Origin of the sequence: Methyloversatilis sp. XJ19-13 (assembly GCF_024580155.1) — a bacterium.
Taxonomy (GTDB): Bacteria; Pseudomonadota; Gammaproteobacteria; order Burkholderiales; family Rhodocyclaceae; genus Methyloversatilis.
The window spans coordinates 227,036-250,244 of the sequence record NZ_JANINH010000006.1 but is presented as its reverse complement, the minus strand read 5'-3'; the positions used below and the strand labels follow the sequence as shown (position 1 = coordinate 250,244).

21 protein-coding genes are annotated in these 23,209 nt (G+C 67.2%); 13 read left to right on the top strand and 8 right to left on the bottom strand.

The genetic code is table 11. The annotated features are described in order from the left end of the window. Positions 1 to 41: 41 nt before the first annotated feature. The 5 genes from purH to NMQ14_RS10520 form a co-directional block, all read right to left on the bottom strand. Positions 42 to 1,631 carry a bifunctional phosphoribosylaminoimidazolecarboxamide formyltransferase/IMP cyclohydrolase gene (gene purH / locus NMQ14_RS10540; protein ID WP_257095866.1) on the bottom strand — a complete coding sequence of 530 codons (1,590 nt, stop codon included), beginning with the start codon at positions 1,629 to 1,631 and terminating at the stop codon, positions 42 to 44. Between the two features lie 50 nt (positions 1,632 to 1,681). Further along, a complete protein-coding gene (locus tag NMQ14_RS10535; RefSeq protein WP_257082114.1) occupies positions 1,682 to 1,918 on the bottom strand; it encodes a helix-turn-helix domain-containing protein in 237 nt (78 codons plus the stop codon). Between the two features lie 49 nt (positions 1,919 to 1,967). Next, positions 1,968 to 3,002 (bottom strand): tRNA dihydrouridine synthase DusB, encoded by a 1,035-nt coding sequence (gene dusB / locus NMQ14_RS10530; protein ID WP_257096002.1) that lies wholly within the window; start codon positions 3,000 to 3,002, stop codon positions 1,968 to 1,970. A 109-nt stretch (positions 3,003 to 3,111) separates the two neighbouring features. After that, positions 3,112 to 4,287 carry an FAD-dependent monooxygenase gene (locus tag NMQ14_RS10525; RefSeq protein WP_257095864.1) on the bottom strand — a complete coding sequence of 392 codons (1,176 nt, stop codon included), beginning with the start codon at positions 4,285 to 4,287 and terminating at the stop codon, positions 3,112 to 3,114. After that, complete coding sequence (locus NMQ14_RS10520; protein ID WP_257095862.1) at positions 4,284 to 5,609, bottom strand: aminopeptidase P N-terminal domain-containing protein; 1,326 nt, start codon at positions 5,607 to 5,609, stop codon at positions 4,284 to 4,286. Before NMQ14_RS10520 ends, NMQ14_RS10525 begins: the two co-directional genes overlap by 4 nt. Positions 5,610 to 5,794: 185 nt before the next feature. On the opposite strand from NMQ14_RS10520, the gene NMQ14_RS10515 reads away from it, so the two are divergent. The 7 genes from NMQ14_RS10515 (at position 5,795) to NMQ14_RS10485 (ending at position 12,320) form a co-directional block, all read left to right on the top strand. Further along, a complete protein-coding gene (locus tag NMQ14_RS10515; RefSeq protein ID WP_257095860.1) occupies positions 5,795 to 6,466 on the top strand; it encodes a thermostable hemolysin in 672 nt (223 codons plus the stop codon). After that, complete coding sequence (locus NMQ14_RS10510; protein ID WP_257095858.1) at positions 6,463 to 7,938, top strand: AMP-binding protein; 1,476 nt, start codon at positions 6,463 to 6,465, stop codon at positions 7,936 to 7,938. The genes NMQ14_RS10515 and NMQ14_RS10510 overlap by 4 nt, the downstream gene beginning before the upstream one ends. Further along, on the top strand, positions 7,925 to 8,605 hold the full coding sequence (locus NMQ14_RS10505) for a TenA family transcriptional regulator (RefSeq protein ID WP_257095856.1): 681 nt from the start codon (positions 7,925 to 7,927) through the stop codon (positions 8,603 to 8,605). The genes NMQ14_RS10510 and NMQ14_RS10505 overlap by 14 nt, the downstream gene beginning before the upstream one ends. Further along, the gene (locus NMQ14_RS10500; RefSeq protein ID WP_257095854.1) at positions 8,602 to 9,420 is read left to right on the top strand and encodes an SDR family oxidoreductase; all 819 of its coding nucleotides are present in this window, start codon (positions 8,602 to 8,604) and stop codon (positions 9,418 to 9,420) included. The genes NMQ14_RS10505 and NMQ14_RS10500 overlap by 4 nt, the downstream gene beginning before the upstream one ends. A 4-nt stretch (positions 9,421 to 9,424) precedes the next feature. Beyond that, on the top strand, positions 9,425 to 10,069 hold the full coding sequence (locus NMQ14_RS10495) for a tetratricopeptide repeat protein (protein ID WP_257095852.1): 645 nt from the start codon (positions 9,425 to 9,427) through the stop codon (positions 10,067 to 10,069). Positions 10,070 to 10,147: 78 nt separating this feature from the next. Further along, positions 10,148 to 10,831 (top strand): response regulator transcription factor, encoded by a 684-nt coding sequence (locus tag NMQ14_RS10490; RefSeq protein WP_257095851.1) that lies wholly within the window; start codon positions 10,148 to 10,150, stop codon positions 10,829 to 10,831. Between the two features lies 1 nt (position 10,832). Continuing rightward, a complete protein-coding gene (locus NMQ14_RS10485; RefSeq protein WP_257095848.1) occupies positions 10,833 to 12,320 on the top strand; it encodes an ATP-binding protein in 1,488 nt (495 codons plus the stop codon). Here the strand turns inward: NMQ14_RS10485 and murU are convergent. Together murU and NMQ14_RS10475 are read right to left on the bottom strand one after the other, a co-directional pair. Then, on the bottom strand, positions 12,307 to 13,002 hold the full coding sequence (gene murU, locus NMQ14_RS10480) for an N-acetylmuramate alpha-1-phosphate uridylyltransferase MurU (RefSeq protein ID WP_257095846.1): 696 nt from the start codon (positions 13,000 to 13,002) through the stop codon (positions 12,307 to 12,309). The genes NMQ14_RS10485 and murU overlap by 14 nt on opposite strands. A 10-nt stretch (positions 13,003 to 13,012) precedes the next feature. After that, the gene (locus NMQ14_RS10475; protein ID WP_257095845.1) at positions 13,013 to 14,017 is read right to left on the bottom strand and encodes an aminoglycoside phosphotransferase family protein; all 1,005 of its coding nucleotides are present in this window, start codon (positions 14,015 to 14,017) and stop codon (positions 13,013 to 13,015) included. Positions 14,018 to 14,227: 210 nt separating this feature from the next. Here NMQ14_RS10475 and NMQ14_RS10470 point away from each other — a divergent pair, with 210 nt between their 5' ends. The 4 genes from NMQ14_RS10470 to rsmA are packed head-to-tail and all read left to right on the top strand — an operon-like array spanning position 14,228 to position 20,352. Next, positions 14,228 to 17,173: an LPS-assembly protein LptD gene (locus tag NMQ14_RS10470; RefSeq protein ID WP_257095843.1), complete on the top strand. Its 2,946-nt coding sequence runs from the start codon at positions 14,228 to 14,230 to the stop codon at positions 17,171 to 17,173. A gap of 13 nt (positions 17,174 to 17,186) precedes the next feature. Further along, a complete protein-coding gene (locus tag NMQ14_RS10465) occupies positions 17,187 to 18,512 on the top strand; it encodes a peptidylprolyl isomerase (RefSeq protein WP_257095841.1) in 1,326 nt (441 codons plus the stop codon). Beyond that, positions 18,509 to 19,528, top strand: a complete 1,020-nt coding sequence (pdxA, locus tag NMQ14_RS10460) for a 4-hydroxythreonine-4-phosphate dehydrogenase PdxA (RefSeq protein WP_257095839.1) — start codon at positions 18,509 to 18,511, stop codon at positions 19,526 to 19,528. The genes NMQ14_RS10465 and pdxA overlap by 4 nt, the downstream gene beginning before the upstream one ends. A 2-nt stretch (positions 19,529 to 19,530) precedes the next feature. Next, positions 19,531 to 20,352 carry a 16S rRNA (adenine(1518)-N(6)/adenine(1519)-N(6))-dimethyltransferase RsmA gene (gene rsmA / locus NMQ14_RS10455; protein ID WP_257095836.1) on the top strand — a complete coding sequence of 274 codons (822 nt, stop codon included), beginning with the start codon at positions 19,531 to 19,533 and terminating at the stop codon, positions 20,350 to 20,352. 5 nt (positions 20,353 to 20,357) lie between these two features. On the opposite strand, the gene NMQ14_RS10450 is transcribed toward rsmA, so the two are convergent. Next, complete coding sequence (locus tag NMQ14_RS10450) at positions 20,358 to 20,555, bottom strand: DUF2892 domain-containing protein (RefSeq protein ID WP_257082089.1); 198 nt, start codon at positions 20,553 to 20,555, stop codon at positions 20,358 to 20,360. Positions 20,556 to 20,748: 193 nt separating this feature from the next. Here NMQ14_RS10450 and NMQ14_RS10445 point away from each other — a divergent pair, with 193 nt between their 5' ends. Both NMQ14_RS10445 and NMQ14_RS10440 read left to right on the top strand, forming a co-directional pair. Continuing rightward, on the top strand, positions 20,749 to 22,374 hold the full coding sequence (locus NMQ14_RS10445) for a ShlB/FhaC/HecB family hemolysin secretion/activation protein (RefSeq protein ID WP_257095833.1): 1,626 nt from the start codon (positions 20,749 to 20,751) through the stop codon (positions 22,372 to 22,374). Beyond that, a complete protein-coding gene (locus NMQ14_RS10440; RefSeq protein WP_257095831.1) occupies positions 22,371 to 23,189 on the top strand; it encodes a peptidylprolyl isomerase in 819 nt (272 codons plus the stop codon). Before NMQ14_RS10445 ends, NMQ14_RS10440 begins: the two co-directional genes overlap by 4 nt. Positions 23,190 to 23,209 lie beyond the last annotated feature (20 nt).

Below are 23,209 nucleotides of genomic sequence, written 5' to 3'. Positions count from 1 at the left end.
GCCCCTCCCGAGCGAACACAGTGAGCGTGGGGGCATTCATCTCAGTGCCTGAAATGTCGCGTGCCGGTGAATACCATGGCCAGGCCGTGTTCGTTCGCCGCGGCGATCACCTCTTCGTCGCGCATGCTGCCGCCGGGCTGGATGATGGCCCTCGCGCCGGCTTCGGCCAGTACATCCACGCCGTCGCGGAACGGGAAGAAGGCGTCCGATGCCACCACCGAACCGGCGATCGTCAGGCCAGCGTTCTCCGCCTTGATGCGGGCAATACGTGTCGAATCAACGCGGCTCATCTGTCCGGCGCCGACACCGACTGTCGCCCCGTCGCGGCAATACACGATGGCATTGGACTTCACGTACATCGCCACGCGCCATGCAAAGGTGAGGTCGGCCATTTCCGCGCCGGTCGGCGCGCGCTGCGTGACCACCTTCAGCCGGCCTTCGAGCGATTCCGGTTCGTCGGCGGTCTGGATCAACAGACCGGAGCCCACGCGCTTCGCGTCGTGAGAATTGCGGCCGCGCGCCCAGGCGCTTGCGCCCTGCGGATCAACGCCGTCGAGCGCAATCTCCAGCACGCGCACATTGGCCTTGGCCGCCAGCACCGCCAGCGCGGCCGGTTCGAATGCGGGGGCCATCAGCACTTCGACGAACTGGCAGCTGACCGCTTCGGCTGTCGCCGCATCGACCGGGCGGTTGAACGCGATGATGCCGCCGAAAGCCGAAGTCGGATCGGTGGCGAGTGCCTTGCGGTAGGCCTCCAGCGTGCTGGTGCCGAGTGCCACACCACAGGGATTGGCATGCTTGACGATGACGCAGGCGCCGGTTTCGAAGCTCTTGACGCATTCCCACGCCGCATCGCTGTCGGCGATGTTGTTGTACGACAGCTCCTTGCCCTGCAGCTGCTTCGCACTGACCAGCGAGCCGGGCGCCGGGTACAGGTCGCGGTAGAAGGCCGCGCGCTGGTGCGGGTTTTCGCCGTAGCGCAGGTCCTGCACCTTGACGAAGCGGCCATTGGATTGCGCCGGAAACTCGGCGCGCGTGCCGTCGGCGTTCAGCGAAGACAGGTAGTCGCTGATCGCTGCGTCGTAATTCGAAATGCGGTTGAATGCCGCCACCGACAGGGCAAACAGCGTGGCTTCGGACAGCGTGCCCGAGGTGCGCAGTTCTTCGAGCACGCAGGGGTACTGCCCGGCATCGGTCAGCACGCCGACACCGCGCCAGTTCTTGGCAGCCGAACGCACCATGGCCGGGCCGCCGATGTCGATGTTCTCGATCGCGTCTTCGAGCGTGCAGCCGGGCTTGGCGACCGTCGCCTCGAACGGGTAGAGATTCACCACCAGCAGGTCGATGACCGGAATGTCATGTTCGGCCAGCGCCTGCATGTGCGCGTCGACCTCACGTCGCGCGAGCAGGCCGCCGTGGATGCGCGGATGCAGCGTCTTGACGCGACCGTCCAGCATTTCCGGAAAGCCGGTGTGCTCGGCCACTTCGGTCACCTTCAGACCGGCTTTCGCCAGCAGCGCGGCCGTGCCGCCTGTGGACAGCAACTCGACGCCGAGCCCGGTCAGGGCGGTGGCGAATTCAACGATGCCGGTCTTGTCGGACACACTGATCAATGCACGCTGTATCTTCATGCGCTTTTCCGGGAGGGTGTTGGAGGGCGGTGCGGAGAGGAATGGATGGGCTAGATCATGCCGTGATCGTTCAGCTTGCGCCGCAGGGTATTGCGGTTCATGCCCAGCATGTCGGCGGCGCGCGTCTGGTTGCCTTCGGCTTCGCGCATCACCACTTCGAGCATCGGTCGCTCCATCTGTCTGAGCACCATGTCATAGATGCCGCTTGCGGCCTCGCCATCCAGATCCTGGAAGTAGCGTTCCAGCGAATGGCGGATGCACTCGGCAATATCACTCCGTCCGCTCATGGCGGCATCTCCCTGATGGTCCGGCCTGCTCCGTCGCCCTGTTGAGCGATCAGGCGGCCAGTTCCTGCGCGTGTTCGTCCAGTGCACCCGGCTCGTAGGCCAGACGATGGTTGTCGGCCGCCATGCGGCCGAAGAATTCGTCGATTGCCGCCAGTTGCCGGTCGGTGCCTTCGAGCTGGTTCATCGCGTGGCGGAAGGCGGCTGACCCGATGAGCCCCTTGGTGTACCAGGAGATGTGCTTGCGGGCGATGCGCACGCCCGATTCGATGCCATAGAAACCGTACAGGTCTTCGATGTGCTCGCGGCACACGCGATGGATTTCCGACACCTCGGGCGGCGCCAGCAGATCGCCGGAGGCCAGGAAGTGTTCGATCTCGCGGAAGATCCATGGCCGGCCCTGCGCGGCGCGGCCGACCATCACGCCGTCCGCGCCGCTGATGGAGAGCACGTCGCGCGCCTTCTGCGGCGTCGTGATGTCGCCATTGGCGATCACCGGAATGTTCACCGCGGCCTTGACCGCGCGGATGGTGTCGTACTCGGCATGGCCGGTGTATTGGTCGGCGCGCGTGCGGCCATGGATGGCCAGCGCGCGGATGCCGCACTGTTCGGCCACGCGCGCCAGCATCGGGGCGTTCCTGTTGTCGCGGTTCCAGCCGGTGCGCATCTTCAGCGTGACCGGGGTGTCCGGCACTGCCCGCACGACGGCTTCCAGAATGCGCTCGACCAGCGGCTCGTCCTGCATGAGCGCCGAGCCGGCCATCACGTTGCAGATCTTCTTGGCCGGGCAGCCCATGTTGATGTCGACGATCTGGGCACCGCGATCGACGTTGTGGCGCGCGGCGTCAGCCATCATCTTCGGATCGGCGCCGGCGATCTGCACCGAAATCGGCGCCACTTCTCCGTCGTGGTTGGCGCGGCGCTGCGTCTTCGCACTGCCGTACAGCAGCGAATTCGACGTGACCATTTCGGACACGGCCAGCCCTGCGCCCAGCTTTTTGCACAGCTGGCGGAAAGGGCGGTCGGTCACGCCAGCCATGGGCGCGACGAACAGGTTGTTTCGCAGGTTGAAGCCAACGAAGTGCATGGGGTGCGGGGGCATTGCCGACGAACAGGGGCGCGATTCTAACCCGATGCGCGGCCGGGGCGAAGCGTGTCCGTCACGCAAATGCGGTCGAAATTTCTGTCGGCCGTGGCTACCAGCCGCGCGCGCCGAACATCATGCGCCGGCCGATGAACTGACGGGCCGGCGGACAGGCATCCAGCAGCGCGAGCGCGGCGCCCCGCGCATGGCCGGCGAGTGCGCCGAGCCCGGGATGCGAGCTGCCGAAACCGAAGATGCGTACCAGTCCGTCGGTGAACCGGCCGGTGGCCATCCGGTCGGCGCGGCGCAGCCGGGCGTACGCCTGCAGCGCCACGGCTGGGTCGCCGGCATGGCGCGCCAGCGCAGGCAGCAGGCAGGCGGACAGCTGGGCGACATCGCGCAGGCCGAGGTTGAGGCCCTGGCCAGCCACCGGGTGCAGGGTTTGCGCCGCATTGCCCAGCCAGACCTGGCGTCCGCTGACGATGTCGCGGCGCATGCGCAGGGTCAGTGGCCACGCGCTGCGCGGGCCGACGGCCGAAACCTCGACGCGTCCGCCCAGCGCATCGTTCACGCGCGCGGCGAAGGCGGCGTCGGATTCGGTGATCAGTGTCTGGGCGTCGCCACTGGCGCAGGTGTACACAAGGGCGTAATCACGCCCGCAGGGCAAAAGCGCCACCGGGCCCTGCGGCGTGAAGCGTTCATAGGCCACGTTGTCATGCGGCCGGGCCGGCGTGACCAGCGCAATCACGGCGTGCTGGTCGTAGTCGCGCTGTTGCGACAGCGCCTCGTCGTCAGTGATGCGGCCTTCGCACCAGAGGAGTGTGCGCGCCATCAGCTCGCCGCCTGCCGTGCGGACATGCACCGTTTCGTCGCCTTCGTGCGCACCGAGCACCGCGCTGTCGTGCTGCACGGTCAGGCCCAGCTGACCGGCGCGTTCGCGCAACGCGCGCACCAGCGTTCCGGCGCGCGCCACATGGCCGAGCGCCTCGAGGCGGAAGTCTTCGGCGCGCAGTTCGGTGCGGCCCAGGTGCCCGCGCTGCGAAATATGGATGCGCCGGATCGGCGTCGTGCCGGCAACCGGCCAGGCTTGCAGGCCCCGCAGGATGTCGCGCGAGCCGGCCGACAGCGCGATCACGCGCGTGTCATCGAGCGCGCGTCCGGCGGGGCCGGCGTCCAGCACCGTCACGTCCAGCCCCGCCGCGCGCAGCGCGCAGCCGGCGGCCAGCCCGACCGGGCCGGCGCCGACGATGACTGCGTCGCGCACGGTCGCTGTCGGCGCGTCACTCATCCGCGTGCCTCGCGCATGACGGCTTCGACCTCGGCGATCGTCTTCGGCGTGGCCGAGGTATAGATATCGCAGCCGTCGGCGGTCACGACCACGTCATCTTCGATGCGGATGCCGATGTTCCAGAACGCTTCCGGTACGTCGTCGGCCGGGCGCACGTAGCAGCCGGGTTCAACCGTGAGCACCATGCCGCCCTCGAGCGTGCGCCAGTCCTGCTCGCCGGCGCCGGCGCTGCCCGGACGGGGGCGGTACTCGCCGGCGTCATGTACGTCCATGCCCAGCCAGTGGCCGGTACGATGCATATAGAAGCGCTTGTAGGTGCCCTGTTCGATCACGCTGTCGGCGCTGCCTTCGAGCATGTTCAGGTCGATGAAGCCCTGGGCGAGCACGCGCACGGCAGCGTCGTGGTAGTCGATGAATCGTGCGCCCGGCCGCACCGCGGCAAACGCGGCGTCCTGGGCGGCCAGAACCAGCTGGTAGAGGTCGCGCTGGGCCGCGCTGTAGCGCCCATTCACCGGCCAGGCGCGGGTGACGTCGGACGCATAACCGCCGAGTTCGCAGCCGGCGTCGATCAGCAGCAGGTCGCCGTCGCGCAGGGGGGCGTTGTTCGATACGTAATGCAGCACGCAGGCGTTGGCGCCACCCGCCACGATCGAGCCATAGGCCGGGGCTTCCGAGCCGGAGCGACGGAATTCATACAGCAATTCGGCTTCGATTTCGTACTCGAAAGCGCCCGGCCGCGTGGCCTGCATGGCGCGCCGGTGCGCGCGGGCGGAAATTTCGGCGGCGCGGCGCATGATGTCCAGTTCGTGCGCGTCCTTGATCAGCCGCATGTCGTCCAGCGGCTGGCGGATGTCCAGCAGTTCCGACGGGGCGAACTTGCCGGCGCGGCTCTGCGCGCGCACGGCATTGAGCGCCGCCATCATTCGATTGTCCCATGCGGCATCTTCGCCGATGACGTAGTGCAGGCGTGGCTGGTTGGCGATCAGCTCCGCCAGCTTCGCGTCCAGTTCGGCGTAGCAGTGCGCCGCGTCGAAGCCGAACTGCTCGCGTGCCGCATCGGGTCCGTGACGCCAGCCATCCCAGATTTCGCGTTCTTCGTTCTTTTCGCGGCAGAACAGGATGGAGCGGGGTGCATCGCCCGCGATCAGCACCAGCACCGCCTCCGGTTCGCTGAATCCGGTCAGGTAATAGAAGTAGCTGTCGTGGCGGTAGCCGTAGTGGGTGTCGCGGTTGCGCAGGTGTTCGGGGGCCGTGGCGATCACGGCGACGCCGCTGCCCATGCGTTCGATCAGGCGGGCGCGGCGTTCGGAATAGGGGTGCATGACGGGTTCCGGCATTCGATCAGGGAGGGAGTTTAATGCCAACAGACCTGGCGTTCCGGAATGCGTTCCGGTTCCTCGTGCGGCATCCGGTCCCGAAATGTCCTGTTTCATGTCGCGCCGGATTTGCTTAAGTCTCCATTAATGTTCGCCGGCAAACATGCCCTCCATCCCAATGGAGGCATGCGATGAACCAGGCCGCAACACTGTGTACCCTTGCAGGAACGTCCGCCGTGCATTCCGCCGGTGTCCGTGCGTGCGTGCTGGGTCGCGGCATGGCGCCCGCGCTGTCCGACCCGGCGCTCGAAGTCGTCGGCCGCCTGCACCCGGAACGCGCCGCGCTCGAACGCTTCATCGCCGGCTGCTTTTTCCGCGGCTACGGTGCGGTGATCACGCACTTTGCCGACACGCTGCTGGGTGTGCGCAACAGCGATGGCCAATGGGCGGCAGGACTGGGCTACAGCTTGCCGGGCGTGCGTCCGGTGTTCATCGAACAGTATCTCGATGTACCGCTCGAAAGCGCGCTGGGCGGTGTGCTGGGCGAGCGGGTCGCCCGCGCCGCGGTGGCCGAGGTGGGCAATATGGCGTCGACGTCCGCCGGACTGGGGCGTCTGCTGATCGCACTCGCCACGCAGCATTTCTACGCGCAGGGCCTGGATTACGTGGTGTTCACGGCCACACGCGCGCTGGCCAATTCGTTCGTGCGCCTGGGCATTCCGATCTTTCCGGTGGCGGTGGCCGACCCGGCACGGCTGCGCGACGGTGTCGGCAACTGGGGCAATTACTACCGCAACAGCCCGACGGTCATGGTCGGCCGTATTGCCAGCGGTCTGCACACCGTCGTCGAGGACGCGGCGTGAGCCGTCAGGCAGTCCTGATCGATGCTCACGGTGTCGCCGATGACGCGACCGTCATCGGCCGCGTCGACGCGCTGACCGAACGGCTGGCCGGGTGCCCGGGGCAGGTCGTTGCCCTGCTGGCCGACAACGGCATCGACTGGCTGGTGGCCGATCGGGCCATCCGCCGGGTCGGCCGGGTCGCCCTGCCGTTGCCGACCTTCTTCACCGACGCGCAGTGCCGGCACGCGCTCGACGCCGCCGGTGCGCCGGTGCTGCTGACGGATGACCCGGCACGCGCCGCGCGACTCGGGTTGAGCGCCAGCACGAGTTCGTCGCAAGGTCTGTCGGTGTGGACACGGCGCAATGAATCGGCGGTGGTCGTCCCGCCGATGACCACCAAGATCACTTTCACGTCGGGTACGACCGGCCAGCCCAAGGGGGTCTGCCTGACCGCGGCGCAACTGTCGGCGGTCACCGGTTCGCTGGTGCAGCTTGCACGCGAACTGGGCATCCGGCGCCACCTGTGCATGTTGCCGCTGGCCGTGCTGCTCGAAAATGTGGCGGGCGCCGATGTGGCCCTCGCGCTCGATGGCGAATGCGTGGTGCCGCCGCTGTCCGACGTCGGGCTGCACGGCTCGAGCAGTTTCGATGTACGGGCGGCACTGGCTGCGCTGCATCGCTGGCAGCCGGACAGCGTCATCCTGCTGCCGCAGATGCTGACCGCGCTGGTGGCCGCCGCCGAAGCGGGCGCAGCGGTACCGCACGGCCTGAAGCTGGTGGCGGTCGGTGGCGCCCGGGTGTCGCCCGACCTGATCACGCGTGCGCGGGCGCTCGGTTTTCCGGCCTGCGAAGGGTATGGCCTGTCCGAAGCGGGTTCGGTCGTGGCGCTGAACCGGCCGGACGATGCACCCGGGGCGGTCGGCCGCGTGCTGCCCCACCTCAGGGCAGAGATCGCGCCGGATGGCGAGATCCTGCTGCACGGCAGCCGGCTGGCCGGCTGTCTGGGCGCTGCCGCGCCGGCCGACGGACCGCTGCACACCGGCGACATCGGCCACGTCGATGCGCGTGGCTGTCTGCACGTCACCGGCCGCATCAAGCATCAGATCATTACCGGCTTCGGTCGCAACGTGGCGCCCGAATGGCCGGAAGCGGAACTGCTGGCCGCGCCGTCCGTGGCGCAGGCGGTCGTGTTCGGCGAGGGTCGGCCGGAGCTGTGCGCCGTCATCGTGCCGCGCGGCGAGGTGACCGACGAAGCGCTCGCCGCCGTGGTGCGCGCGGCCAACGACCGCCTGCCCGATTACGCCCGGATCATTCACTGGCTGCGTGCCGACGCGCCTTTTTCTGCGCTCAACGGGCAGGCGACCGACAACGGCCGCGTGCGCAGGGATCCCATCCTCCGGGTCTACGGCGAACGGCTCGCCGTGCTGTACGCAGCACCTCCCGAAGCACACCTTCCCTTCACTGCGGAGACCTTTCCCGATGTCGTTTCATGAACGCCTGCAGCGCGAAACCGCTGCCGAACGCGCCCACCTGCTGAGCGCTCCCATCCTGCAGGACGCGGTGTCCGGTCGCGTGACGCTGACGCAGTACCGCGCCTTCCTCGGTCAGGCCTTCCATCACGTCCGGCACACGGTGCCGCTGCTGATGGCCTGCGGCGCGCGCCTGCCGGCACGGCACGAAGCGCTGCGGCACGCCATTGCCGAGTACATCGACGAGGAGATCGGCCACGAGGAATGGATACTCGACGACATCGCGGCCTGCGGCGGCCAGAGGGAAGCTGCCCGCAACGCCGAGCCCGGAGTCGAGGCCGAATTGATGGTGGCCTACGCACACGACTGGATTGCGCGCAAGAATCCGGTCGGATTCTTCGGCATGGTGCATGTGCTCGAAGGCACCAGCGTGTCGATTGCGACCACTGCGGCCGAGCGCATCGCGCACAGCCTGCATCTGCCGCCGGCCGCCTTCACCTACCTCAATTCGCACGGCTCGCTGGACCAGGAACATGTGCGTTTCTTCGCCACCCTGATGGACAGCCTGGACGACGAGGATGACCGGCTGGCGGTCATCCATGTGGCACGTGTGATGTACCGGCTGTACGGCGACCTGTTTCGCTCGCTGACTCGTTCGCTGACGCCGCTGCATGAGGCGGTTGCGGCATGAAGGCAGATCTTCGCGTGGTGCTCACCGGCGCCACGGGCGGCATCGGCGCGGCGATCGCGAAGGCGCTCGCCCCGCGCTGCGCGGCGCTGCTGCTGGTCGGTCGTGACGTGGTGAAACTGGCGACGCTGCAGGCCGAACTGACGTTCGCATTTCCCGCTCTGGACGTGCGTATCGTCCGCGCGGATCTGACCGCTGCATCCGGCCGGGGTGCCGTGCTGGCGGCGGCCGAAGCACTGCCGGGCGGCGCGGACCTGCTGATCAACAACGCCGGTGTCGGCCAGCTCGCATGGTTCGAGGACCAGTCACCGGAACAGATCGAACATATCCTGCACACCAACGCGCTGGCGCCGATGCTGCTGGTACGTGCGCTGCTGCCGCTGCTGCACCGGCAGAAAAAGGCGTGCGTGGTGAACATCGGCTCCATCCTGGGCGACATCGGTCACCCGGGCAGCGTCGCCTACTGCGCGAGCAAGTTCGCGCTGCGCGGCTTCAGCGAAGCATTGCGACGCGAGCTGGCTGGCAGCCGCATTGAACTGCAGTACCTCGCTCCGCGTGCCACGCAGACCACATTGAACAGCCCGGCCCAGGTCGCGCTGAACCGCGAGCTCGGAGTCGCCAGCGATACACCTGAGACGGTCGCGCAGGCGCTGCTGGCGCTGCTCGACAACCGGCGTCCGGAAGCGCATCTCGGCTGGCCGGAACGCCTTTTCGTCCGGATCAACCGTATGCTGCCGTCGCTGGTCGATTCCAGCCTCGCAAAACAGCTGCCGGTCATTCGTCGTTACGCACAAACAGTCAGCAAGCAAGAGGAGTAAACACATGAAGATGTCGATCAAGACCTTTCTATCGGTCACCGCCCTGTTCCTGATCACGCCGGCCTGGGCAGGTCTGGACGAGTCGATCACCCGACTGCAGTCGGAGTGGGAACAGATCAAGTACAAGCAGCCGGCCGACAAGCAGGAAAAGGCCTACGAGGCGCTGACCAAGGACGCCGCTGCCGTGCGCGCGGAGCATCCTGACCGCTCCGAAGCCGACATCTGGTACGCCATCGCACTGGCCAGCCAGGCTGGTGCGAAGGGCGGGCTCGGCGCACTGTCGCTGGCCAAGGAAGCGCGCACCGTGCTGGAACAGTCGCTGGCGCGCAATCCGGAGGCGCTGAATGGCTCGGCCTATGTGACGCTGTCTTCGCTGTACTGCCAGGTGCCCGGCTGGCCGATCGGCTTCGGTGACAAGGACAAGGCGCGCGAACTGCTTAACAAGGCGCTCGCGCTCAACCCGAACGGCATCGACCCGCACTACTTCATGGGCGATTGCCTGTACCGGGCCGGCGAGTACGAAAAGGCACGGGCATCGCTGGAAACGGCGCTCAAGGCGCCGGCACGCCCGAACCGCCCGCTGGCTGACGAAGGGCGCCGCAAGGAGATCGAAGTGCTGATGGTCAAGGTGAAAGAGAAGCTCAAGTAGCCCCCTGATACCGCACAACCGGCCGCAACGCGTTTTGGAGCGACAATGACGCACTTCCGATATGGCGCGATCCGACCGATGAGGGTTCTGCTGGTTGAAGACGACGAACTGCTCGGCAGCGGCATCTGCGACGCGCTGGAGCGCACGCGCTACACCGTCGAGTGGGTACGCGATGGCGCGCAGGCGCTCGAGGCGCTGCGCGGCTCGGGCGTCGATCTTGCCGTGCTCGATCTCGGCCTGCCCCGGATGGACGGCATGGAAGTGCTGCGCCGTGCGCGCGAGGCCGGCGTGACCACACCAGTGCTGGTGCTGAGCGCGCGCGACACCACGCTGCAGCGCATCGGCGGCCTGGACGCCGGTGCGGACGACTATCTCACCAAGCCGTTCGATCTGGACGAGCTGATGGCGCGTATCCGCGTGCTGGAGCGGCGCACCCGCGGTGCGGTCGTCAATGTGATCCGCCACGGCAGCATCGAGGTCGATACCTCGGCGATGACGGTCAGCGTGGACGGCCGCAACGTCGAACTGCAGCGGCGCGAATACATGGTGCTGCGCAAGCTGCTGGAGAACATCGGCCACGTGCTGAGCCGGCAGCAGCTGGTGGACAACATCTACGGCTGGGACAGTGAGCTGGAAAGCAATGCACTCGATGTGCACATCCACAATCTGCGGCGCAAGCTGCATCCCGGCCTGATCCGTACGGTGCGTGGTGTCGGCTACGTGATCGATCCGCTGCCGGCGGCTGCCCGGTCCGACCGCTGACGTGGCGCCGCCGGGACGCGTGTCGATACGCCTGCTGCTGCTGGCCGGCAGCGCAATCATCCTGCTCGGCGTGCTGGGCAGCACCGTGTGGCTGGCCGTCGTGGCCGGCCGCGACGAGGCGGACGAACTGTTCGATGCCCGCCTCGCCACCTCGGCGCGCGTACTCGACAGCCTGATGGCGCGCCAGATCGAGCACGCCACCCTCAGTTCTCCGCTGGTCATGGATCTGCCGGCACCGATCCGTGCCGGGGCCCGGGCGCACGACAGGGCGATCGATGCCGGCTCGAACATGCCTTTGTCTTGGCGCCTGCAGGACTGGCTGTTCGGCCACCACGACGTCGAGACGCCACTTGGCCACGAATACGAAACCCACATCGCCTACCAGATCTGGAGCGATGCATCAGATGAGGGCCCGGCCGCCCTGCTGGCGCGCTCCTCGTCCGCACCGGCCGCGCCCTTCGCACCGCTGCGAAAGGGCTTCAGTGACCATACGCTGGAGGACGGCGTGTGGCGCGTGTTTGTGCTGCATTCGGGCGACGTCTGGATACAGGTGGGCGAGCGCGCCGACGCGCGCGAGGAACTGTCGGCCAAGCTGGGATGGGCCACCGGTGCGCCGCTGCTGATCGGATTGCTGGTGGTGCTGTTGCTGACCGGCCTGCTCATCGGATACGGGCTGGCGCCTCTGTCCGAGCTGGCCGAACGCATTTCCGCACGCCGGCCGCAGGACGACGAGCCCCTTTCGCTGACCCGGGTGCCGAGCGAGATCGAACCGGTGCTGAGCGCGCTGAACGGCCTGTTCGGCCGCGTGCGCAGCACGCTGGAACGTGAACGTCGTTTCATCGATTCGGCCGCGCACGAGCTGCGGACACCGCTGGCCGCGTTGAAGATACATGCCCAGAACGCCCGCCGCGCGGAGGACGCCGCACAGCGCAATGCATCGCTTGACCACCTGCTCGCAGGCGTGGCGCGCACCGTACACCTGGCCGAACAGATGCTCGCGCACAGTCGCGCCGGGAGACCGGCAGACGATGCAGCGGTCTCGCTGCGCAGCGTCGTGATTGATGCGGTGAAGCACCGGCTACCTGGCTGCGAAGCGAGCGGCCACGCACTGGAACTCGATGTCTGCGAAGATCTCTGCGTGGTGCTTGCCGACGCCACCGGCCTGTCAAGTATGGTCGGCAATCTGATCGACAACGCACAGCGGTATGCGCCGTCGGGCAGCGCAATCCAGGTTGCGCTGCACGCTCGCGACGGTCAGGCCGTGCTGTCGGTCAGCGACGCCGGTCCGGGTATTCCGGCCGAGCTGCGCGAACGGGTGTTCGAGCCCTACTACCGCATACCCGGTTCGGCCGGCAGCGGCAGCGGACTCGGGCTGGCCATCGTGCGCGAAGTGGTCGAACGTCTCGGCGGCCAGATTGCGCTGCTCGATGGCGAAGGCGGCCACGGCATGCGCGTGGAACTGACGATACCGCTGCTCAGCGAGCGCTGACCGAGCGCGCCAGCGCGTCGACGTCGGCCAGCCGCTGCGGTGTGCCGACGTCGAACCAGTGCCCGGTGTGCAGCGCGCCGGTCACCTGCCGCCCGCGCATCGCTGCGCGCAGCAGCGGCGCCAGTTTCGCCGGCGCATTCGGGTCGAGCGCTCCGAACAGTGACGGGTGGTAGGCGGCAACACCGGAAAAGGTGAGCTTCGGTCCGCCGGTCTCGCCGACGTGTCCGTCGACCAGCGTGAAGTCGCCGTCGGGGTGATGTGCCGGATTCGGCACCAGCAGCAGATGGGCCAGCGTGCCGTCCGCCTGCAGCGTGCCGGCTGCGCGTTGCAGGGCCACGACATCGACGTCGCACCAGATGTCGCCGTTTATCACGATGAACGGCTTTACCCCGAGCAACGGCCGCGCATGCGCGATGCCGCCGGCGGTTTCCAGCGCGCCCGGCGGCTCGGCCGACCAGCGGATGGCCGCGCCGAACGTCGCGCCGTCGCCCAGCGCCTCGACCAGCCTGTCGCCGAGGTGGGCATGGTTGATCACCAGATCGGTCACGCCGGCCGCCACCAGGCGCTCGATGTGCCACACGATCAGCGGCTTGCCGCCGACTTCCAGCAGTGGCTTGGGCAGATGGTCGGTCAGCGGCCGCATGCGTTCGCCGCGTCCGGCGGCCAGGATCATGGCCTTCATCGCAGGCGCCTCAGAAGGTGTAGCCCGTTTGCGGCTTGATGCCTTCAAGCCGTTGCAGCAGGCGGGCGAGCGGCGCCAGGTCGCGGTAGCGCTGGCTGGTCTGCAGCAGGTACTTCATGACCCGTGGCAGGTCCTTCAGGTAGCCGTCCTTGCCGTCGCGGTGATACAGGCGGGCAAAGATGCCCAGCACTTTCAGGTGGCGCTGCACGCCCATGAATTCGTAATCGCGGTGGAAGTCGGCGAAATCGGCTCGCACCGGCAGGCCGGCGCGGCGCGCGCCCTGCCAGTAGCGGATCAGCCAGTCGAGCACCTGATCTTCTTCCCAGTCGATGTAGGCATCCTTGAACAGGCTGACCAGGTCGTAGCTGATCGGTCCGAAGACCGCGTCCTGGAAGTCGATCACGCCCGGGTTGGGCCGGGTGACCATCAGGTTGCGGCTGTGATAGTCGCGGTGCACGAAAACCTGCGGCTCGGCCAGATTGACCGCGAGCACACGGTCGAACACTTCGTACAGGGCGTTCGCCTCCTTTTCATCGAGCTCGGCCTTCAGGTGGCGACCGACGTACCAGACGGGGAACAGCTCCATCTCGGCCAGCAGCCGGTCGTGGTCGTAGGCCGGCAGCACATCCGGCCGGCTGGCTTTCTGGATGTCGATCAGGGTGCTGGTCGCGTCGTGGTACAGCGCAGCCGCGTTGTCGGCATCGAGCACGTCGAGATAGGTGGTGTTGCCGAGGTCGGACAGCAGCAGGAAGCCGCGCTCGACATCCTGCGCGCGCACCGCCGGCACGTGGGCGCCGGCCGACTCGAACAGCGCCTGCACCGCGAGGAAGGGGCGGCAGTCCTCCTGCGGCGGCGGGGCGTCCATCGCGACATGGCTGGTGCCGTCGTCCAGCGTCACGCGGAAGTAACGGCGGAAGCTGGCGTCGGCCGAAGCCGGGCGGATGTCGAGCGGGCGGCCGGGAAACTGCTGTTGCAGCCATCCGGTCAGGGCGTCAAGGCGAAGGTCTTGTGTCATGGGGCGGGTGTCGTGAGCGAACTGAGGACGAACTGTCGGCGTCCGGACGGGCGGGCGGTGGCAAATTGTTGCCGATGCGGACCGGGAAGCGGGTGGCGTTTGATAAGATGCGCGATTCTATAACGCGGCTGCAGACAGTCCGGCAGATGCACGCCGTGACGCTGTCGCCGTCATCCAACCGCGATCTGCCCGCTTCCAGTTTCCTCATTCGTGCTCAGGCGTTCCGTCACTTTCTATCTGGTCTGGATGTCCTGCGCCGCGCAGGCGGCCGACGCGCTGCCGCAGCTGCAGGTCGATCCTTCGCTGGTGCCGCAGTCGCGTCGTCCGGCGGCGACCGTGAAAGGCACGACGCCGCCGAAGCCGGGCAGTCCGACCGCAGCGACGCCGGCTGCGTCCGCCCAGCCTGCGACGGTCGAAACCGTGCCGGTGCCGGCGCCGGGTGAGGTTGTTGCGACGCCGGTGGCGCCCGCGGAGGCGGCCCCGGCTGCCGCTGCACCGGCGGCCGCAGCGGTCGCCGGTGCGTCCACCAAAGCACCGACTCCTGCCGCCAGGGCAGCCGAACGCGCCATGACTGCCGTGCCCGCTGCACCGGTTGACGGCGCCACCGCGCCGGGCCTGCGCAATCTGCCGGCGCTCAAGGTCGACCGCGCACTTCTGCGGCAACCGTCTTCGATCGCACGCCGCGCCGCGCCCGGCGTGCAGTCGCCGGACGACATTCCGGTGCGCGGCAACGTGAGCACCGCGCGCAACATGCCGCCGCTGAAGGTCGATCGCGCGCTGATGGGCGCACCACCCGTCGCGCGCCGCGTCAAACCTGCTCCGGCGGAGGGCATTGCCGCCGCAGGCGCGGTACCCGCTGCAGCGGCGGTCGCCGAGGCGGGCATGCCAGGCGCCGCCTCACTGCCGAGCCTCGTGCCCGAAGACGATGCGTCACAGATGATGTACGGCACGATGACGCTGTCGGAATTCGTCGCACGCAACCCGGATTCCCGCGTCACGCTGCTTTCCGCCGAATCGGTCAGCGGTACGACCGACGAAGTCATGCGCGCCGAGGGCAATGCCGAGTTGCGTCGCCCCGGCACCACGCTGACCGCCGACCGCATCCACTACGAACCTCCGACCGAGGAACTGCAGGCCGACGGCAACGTGCGGCTGGTGCGCGGCGAAGACCGGGTCGAGGGCCCGTCGCTGCGCTACCGGCTTGATCGCAGCGAAGGGGTGTTCGAAAAGCCGCAGTACTCGCTGCGCCGCAACCTGCAGACCGGCGAAAACCTCCGGACGACCACCGGTACCGGCCAGGCCGACCGCATGGAGTTTCTGGGCGAAAACCGGGTGCGCATGACGAACGCCACCTACTCGACCTGCGGGCCTGACAATCCCGACTGGTATGCCAAGGCGGAAACGCTGGACCTCAATTTCGAGTCCGACGATGGCGAAGGCCGCAACGGCACGATCTACTTCAAGGATGTGCCGGTGCTGTACTCGCCCTGGCTCGATTTTTCGCTCAATAACCGTCGCAAGTCCGGTTTCCTGTCGCCGACCTTCGGCACGACCAACCGGACCGGTATCGACTTCCTGCTGCCGTACTACTGGAACATCGCGCCCAACATGGACGCGACGATTGCACCTCGTGTGCTCGGTACGCGCGGCCTGATGATGAGCAACGAGTTCCGCTACCTGAACCACAACTACAGCGGCATCGCGCGGCTCGACTACCTGTTCAGCGACCGCATCCTGGATCGCGATCGCCATGCGCTGAGCCTGCAGCACACGCACCGGATCACCGATCGGCTGACTGGCCGCATCAACTACAGTGAAGTGTCGGACCGCAACTACTACACCGACCTCGGCAGCCGTCTCGCCATCACGTCGATCAGCTACCTGCAACAGGAAGGTTCGCTGACCTACGCCGGGGACTGGTGGAACGCCACGGCGCGCGCGACGGAATACCAGTCGCTGGCCAATCTGGCTCCGCTGTATTCGCAGTTGCCTGCGGTTACGCTGAATGCATTCCGCGCGGATCTGCCTTTCGGCTCCGTGTTCCAGATGAAGAGCAGCTACACCGACTTCCGCATCAGCGACACGACGCGTGACGAAGGGCGCCGCATCGTCGTCTATCCGCAATTGTCGTTGCCGATGCAGACCTCCTACCTGTCGGTCACGCCGAAGGTCGGCGTGCATTACAGCAATTACGACGTCACGCGCGGTACCAACAACGCCGGGCTGGACACCTCGCTGACGCGCGCCATTCCGATCTTCAGTCTCGACGCCGGCACGGTGTTCGAGCGCGATTCCGACCTGTTCGGGCAGGGGTATGTGCAGACGCTGGAGCCCCGTCTGTATTACGTGCTGTCGTCGTACAAGGACCAGTCGGACTTCCCGGTGTTCGACACCGCACTGGCCGACTTCAACTTCGCACAGATCTTCTCCGAGAACGTGTTCGTCGGTCAGGACCGCATCGCCGACAGCAACCAGGTGACCGCGGCGACGACCTCGCGTTTCATCGATCCTGAGAATGGACGTGAGCGCGCGCGGGTTGCCCTGGGGCAACGTTTTTATCTGAGCGATCAGCTGGTCACCCTGCCGGGCGGCACGCCGCGTACCGAGCGCATCGCGAGCACGCTGGCCGCGGTGTCGGGAGAATTGCTGAAAGATACGTATCTGGACGCCGCGATCCAGTACAACACCGACCTTTCGCAGACCGAACGCTACAGCGTGTCGGCCCGCTACAACCCGCGTCCGGCGCATGTGTTCAACGCGGCGTACCGCTTCCGCCGCTCCAACAATCCGGCAATCAATGATGTGCGTGACGTCGACTTTTCGGTGCAGTGGCCGCTGACCAACCGCTGGTATGCGGTGGCGCGACACAACTATTCAGTCGCCGATCGCCGGCTGGTCGAAGGTCTGGGTGGCCTTGAATACAACGGCGGCTGCTGGGTGGGTCGCATCGTGTTCCAGCGGATCGCCCTCGGCGCCCGGCTGGCCGGGCAGACGACGACCGAGTTGCGCACCCGTACAGCACTTTTCTTCCAGCTCGAACTCAATGATTTCTCACAGATCGGCTCGAACCCGCTGGATGCGCTCAAGCGCAGCATTCCGGGCTACGGCCAGATCAACCAGAGCGCCGCCGATCCGATCTTCGGCGGGGATTACTGATGGACCTTCGAACATGCTGAATAAAATCCTCACCTTCCTGCTGTTGTCGCTCGGTGTCGCCCTGGCGGGCACCGTGCAGGCGCAGCCCGCCGAGCGGCCGGACATCGTCGAACTGGATCGCATCGTCGCCGTGGTGAACGACGAAGTGATCACGCTGCACGAACTGCGGTCGCGCATTTCCGAAACCTTTGCGCAGATGCGCAGCCGCAATGTCACGCCGCCGCCGGCCGAAGAATTCGAACGCCAGCAGCTCGAACGCATGATTCTCGAGAAGGTGCAGTTGCAGCACGCGGCAGAGACGCAGTTGCGCGTCGATGACCGGCTGCTCGATGCCAGTCTTTCGCGCATTGCCGAAAGCAACCGCATGGACGTGCCGCAGTTGCGTGCAGCCATCGAGCAGGACGGCATGGCGTGGTCGCGCTTCCGCGAAGACATCCGCAAGCAGATCATCATGAGCCGCCTGCGCGACCGCGAAGTCGAAAGCCGGGTTGTCGTGACCGAAGGCGAAATTGCGAACTTCATCGCCAATCCGGAGCGCAAGCCGGACCAGAGCGAGGAGTACAACGTGTCCCACATCCTGCTGCGGGTGCCGGAAGGCGCGAGCCCCGATCAACTGATCAGGCTCAAGGCGCGCGCCGACGCCGCGCTCGAGCAGATACGCAAGGGCGAAGACTTTTCGCGCATTGCTGCGTCATATTCCGACGCGCAGGACGCTGTCAATGGCGGCAGCCTCGGCTGGCGGCCGCTCGATCGCCTGCCGGCACTGTTCGCCGATGCCGTGCCCAAGCTCAAGCCGGGTGAGGTCAGCGACGTGATGCGCAGCCCGGCCGGTTTCCACATCCTGAAGCTGGTCGAAAAGCGCGGCGGCAGCGGCAGCGGAGACGAGTCGCGCGTCACGCAGACCCACGCGCGCCACATCCTGATCAAGACCTCGGAAGTGCTCAACGACGCCGAGGCGCGCCGCCGGCTGACCGGGCTGAAGGAGCGGCTGGACAACGGCGGCGATTTCGCCGAACTTGCGCGCACCAATTCGCAGGATCTGTCGTCGTCGAAGGGCGGTGATCTGGGCTGGCTGTATCCGGGTGACACGGTGCCGGAATTCCAGCGCGTGATGGACAACCTGAAAGTGGGCGAAGTCAGCGAACCGGTGCAGTCGCCGTTCGGCTGGCACCTGATCCAGGTGGTCGAGCGGCGCATCGACGAGGTGTCGCTCGAGCGCCAGCGTGCAGCCGCCCGCATGACGCTGCGCGACCGCAAGGCCGAAGAGGTATATCAGGACTGGGTGCGCCAGCTGCGCGACAATGCCTACGTCGAAATCCGGCTGGCCGAGGAACGGTGACGCCGGCGCGCCCCTGCATCGCCCTCACCAGCGGCGAGCCGGCGGGCATCGGGCCGGAACTGTGCGCGGCATTGCATGCGCGCGCAGCACACGCCCGTATCGTGGTGCTCGGTGACGCGGCACTGCTCGCCGCGCGTGCGCCGCAGGGCGCTGTCGCAATGCAGCCCTACGTGGCGTCCGGCGAAGCACCGGTCGGCACGGTCGAAGTGCTGCACATTCCGTTGCGCGTGCCAGCCGTCGCGGGGCAGCTCGACACCGCCAACGCACCCTATGTGCTCGAACTGCTCGACCGCGCCCGCGATGGCTGCCTGAGCGGCGAATTCGACGCCATGGTCACGGCACCGGTGCACAAGGGCGTCATCAACGATGCCGGCATCCCGTTTTCCGGCCATACCGAATACCTGGCTGACACCACCGCGACGCCGCGCGTCGTGATGATGCTGGCCGGGCGCACCGCAGAAAGCGATGGCGCGCCCTGGCTGCGCGTGGCGCTGGCCACCACCCATCTGGCGCTGGCCGATGTGCCGGCCGCCATCACCCGGGAATCGCTCGCCACCACGCTGCGCATCCTGCACGACGCGCTGCGCCGACAGTTCGGCATCGCGCAGCCGCGCATCCTGGTGGCCGGGCTGAACCCGCACGCGGGCGAGGGCGGTCATCTGGGTCGGGAAGAGATCAACGTCATCACGCCGGTGCTGAACGCACTGCGTGCGGAAGGCCTGCAGCTCGACGGCCCGCTGCCGGCCGACACGCTGTTCGTGCCGCGCCTGCTGGCGGGCGCCGACGCCGTGCTCACGATGTATCACGACCAGGGCCTGCCGGTGCTCAAGTACGCCACCTTCGGCCGCGGCATCAACATCACGCTCGGCCTGCCCATCGTGCGCACGTCGGTCGATCACGGCACCGCGCTCGACCTCGCCGGTACCGGCCGTGCCGATGCCGGCAGCCTGATCGAGGCGGTCGATGCCGCCATCGCGATGGCCGCGGCCGGTGCCGCCGCCAGGGCGGGCCGCTGATCATGGAAGAACACCGCGCCCGCAAACGCTTCGGTCAGAATTTCCTGGTCGACGGCAACATCATCCGCAACATCGTCGCCGCCATCGACCCGAAGCCGGCCCAGGCCATGGTCGAGATCGGCCCCGGCCTGGGCGCGATGACGCACCCGCTGGCCGCACGGCTCGACCGCCTGCACGTGATCGAAATCGACCGCGATCTGGCGGCGCGGCTGCGCGAGGGCGATCTGGCCGACCGGCTGGTGATCCATGAACAGGACGCGCTCAAGTTCGACTTCGGCGCCCTGAGTGTCGAGCTTGGCTCGGCGCTGCGCGTCGTCGGCAACCTGCCGTACAACATTTCGAGTCCGCTGCTGTTCCACCTCGCCGATCACGCCACCTGCGTGACCGACCTCACCTTCATGCTGCAGAAGGAGGTGGTGGACCGCATCGTGGCCGCGCCCGACACCGAAGCGTTCGGCCGCCTGTCGGTCATGCTGCAGTACCGCTTCGAATGCGCGCACGTGTTCGACGTGCCGCCCGGCGCGTTCCGGCCCATGCCCAAGGTGATGTCGGCCATCGTGCAGCTGCGGCCGCGCCCGGTCGAGCAACTCACCGCACGCGATCCGCAGCTTATGTCCGACATCGTCAAGGCCGCCTTCGGCCAGCGCCGCAAGACGCTGCGCAACACGCTGCGCGAGTGGCTGACCCAGGACGACTGGGACGCACTCGCCCTCGACGCCTCAAGGCGCGGCGAAACCCTCGGTGTCGCCGACTACGTGCGCATCGCGAATCACATCACCGATCACCTCGCCGCTGACGGCGCAGGCGCGCCTGCCCGCGCCTGATCCCTTCAGGCGGACTTCTTCACGCCGCAGGTGTTGATGCCGAGCAGCGGGTAGAGCGGGCAGAAATTGAACAGCCCGGTGAGCACCGGCACGATGCCGATATAGCCCCACACCCCGACGGTGCCGGTTGCTGCCAGCGCGATCAGTGCCAGGCCGATGACGATGCGTGCGATCTTGTCGATGCCGCCGACGTTGGATTTCATGATGAAGCTCCCTGTGGGTTGAAAAGGTGACTTCATCTTGCGCCGCAGGAGGCGCGCGGTCTGTGACTGCAGTTACACGACGGCCGGGCGATATCGGCCCAGACCGCGCGCCCGCCGGACGAAGCGGCAGAGGTTTTTTGACTCCGTTGAATTCTTATGTAATATGCAAAAAGAATTTAATGGAGTGCTTTCGATGCACGTCTTTTGTCGTCTCTGTCCGGTCGTGTGGCTGGTCAGTCTGCCGTTCGGGCTTGCCGCGTCACCGGAGCCGTCTGACCGCTTGATCGACGAAAGACGCGCATCGGAGCGCGATGCACGCTGGCAGCGCGCGCCCACGCGGATGCAGGCGCAGTCGCAGCCTGCGCTGAACAGCCATCCGGCGGACGTAGATGAAGCCGGCGCAACAACCCGCTTCCGCACTGTCCGCGTGGACGCAGCCGGGCTGCTGCCCGATGCGGCGGTCAACACCGTCCTGGCGCCGTTTCTCGACCTGCCGCTCGGCCGCCTGCGACTCGAACTGCTGCTGCGCCAACTCGATGCGCAACTGGTCGAGGTAGGGTTGATCACCAGTCGTGCGCGGCTGCTTTCGCTTGACGCGCAGGCAGGCGAACTGGTCGTCGAGCTGGTGCCCGGGCGTATCGAATCGCTGCGCGCACCGGGCATCGATGCCGCCGCTCTGGCGCGGGCCTTCCCGTTCGCCGTCGGCGAGGCGTTGTCTCTTCCGGCGCTCGAACAGGGTGTGCAGCAGATCAACCGGCTGCGCATGTATCAGGCGCAGGTACGTGTCTTGCCAGGCAACACGGCCGGCACGAGCCTGCTCGATGTCGTGCTCAATGAAGGTCGCGCGTGGTCGATGACCGTGGGGTTCGACAATCAGGGTGCATCGGGCACCGGCGATGAGCGTCTGCGGGTCACGGCGCGTGTCGGCAATGCATTGGGCTGGCTGGACGACCTGCAGTTCGCACTGCTGCACAGCACCGGCAGTGATGCACTGCTGGCGTCGCTGTCCATCCCTGATGGCTACAACCTGTGGTCGGTGACCGTTTCGGGGTCCCGCGCGTCGTTCGACATCGCGGGGCTGGAGGTCACCAGCCGGTCGGCGAACGCCGTACTGGGCTGGAGTCGTGTCCTGTCGTCGACAGCCGGCGGGCGCCATGTCATCGATGTGTCGCTGATCCGCTCACGGCTGGCGCGCGAGGTTGAGTCGATCGCGCTGCAGACCGACCACAGCACGGTCGGCCGTGGCGCCTGGATGCACATCCGGCGCGGCGAGCGCTGGCAACTGTTCATCGAGCCATCGCTGTCGGCCGGGCTGTCACTGTTGGGTGCAACGCGTGACCGACCAGATCTGTCGCGCGGCGACACGCACCGCCAGTTCCTCAAGTGGGCGATCGCCGCGGGCGCCGTCGTCCGCAGTGCGTCGGATGAGGTCGAATACGCGGTGCAGCTGACGGCGCAGCGCGCTGGCGAAAGCTTGATCGGCGCCGAACAGATTCATCTCGGGGGCTTTGCCAGTGTCCGGGGCTTCCGCGAGGTGTCAGTATCGGGCGATACCGGTCACGTGCTGCGCTCCGAACTTCGGCTGCCGCATGCATTCACGCCCGCGGGCCATCCGGTCGTGCCCTTCCTGCATGTCGATCATGGCGCCGCGCGCCTGTCCGGAGGCCAACGCAAGACGCTGGCCAGCGCCGGCCTCGGTGCCCGCGGCGCAGGCAGAGGCGTGCTGTGGGAAGGTGTCGTCAGCGTACCCATCGAGCGCGAAGCCGATCTGCCGTCGCACGGCTGGCGTGCGCATCTGTCGGTGTCGTTCGAGATATGAAGGCCCTGCTGCCGCTCTTCCTGACAGCATTGCTGGTCTGCCCGGTCACGCAGGCCGCCTCGGCCGACAGGGCGGTTGCGCAGGTCAATGGTGTGGATATCCCGCGCGCGGAATTCGATGGCGAAGTCGCCCGCTTGCAGTCGACCGGCACCGCAGTCGATGCGGCAACTGCGAATGCCGTCCGCCATCGCCTCATCGCACGCGAACTGCTGTGGCAGAAGGTGCGCGCCAGCGGGGCGTGTGGTGCGCCCGCAGTGTGCGATGACGCCTCGCGCGACGCGCTGATCGAGTCCTACGTGAATCGTCGTGTGCCGGTGGTCGAGGTCACGGAACAGGCGGTTCGGGCGCGTTACGACGACATCGTGTCCCGCCTCGGGCAGCGCGAGTTCCGCTTCAGCCTGATCGGGATGGATGACGCCGCCGCGCTGCGTGCGTTGGCGGACCGTATCGCTGCGGGCGCCGATTTCGCGCGCGAGGCGCGCACGCATTCGCACTTTGCATCGGCGGCGAACGGTGGCGAACTGGGCTGGCACAGCTTTCCCGAACCGGTGATCGATGGCCGCACGAACGGCGTGCCCGCCGGGATCGCGCAGGCACTGGCCGGCATGCAGCCCGGGCAGGTCAGCCCACCGCTGAGGTCGGATGATGGCTGGGCTCTCGTCCGGCTCGATGCGGTGCGCCCGACGCTGACGCCGGACTACGCGGCCGTGCGCGAAACCTTGCGCAGTCTGCTGGCCGCGCAGGCGCGCGAGGCGCAGCTGCGCGAACTGATCGTCGACCTGCTGCGGCACGCCCGCATCACGGTCAGCGATTGAGGGCGGATTCGGATGCGGAC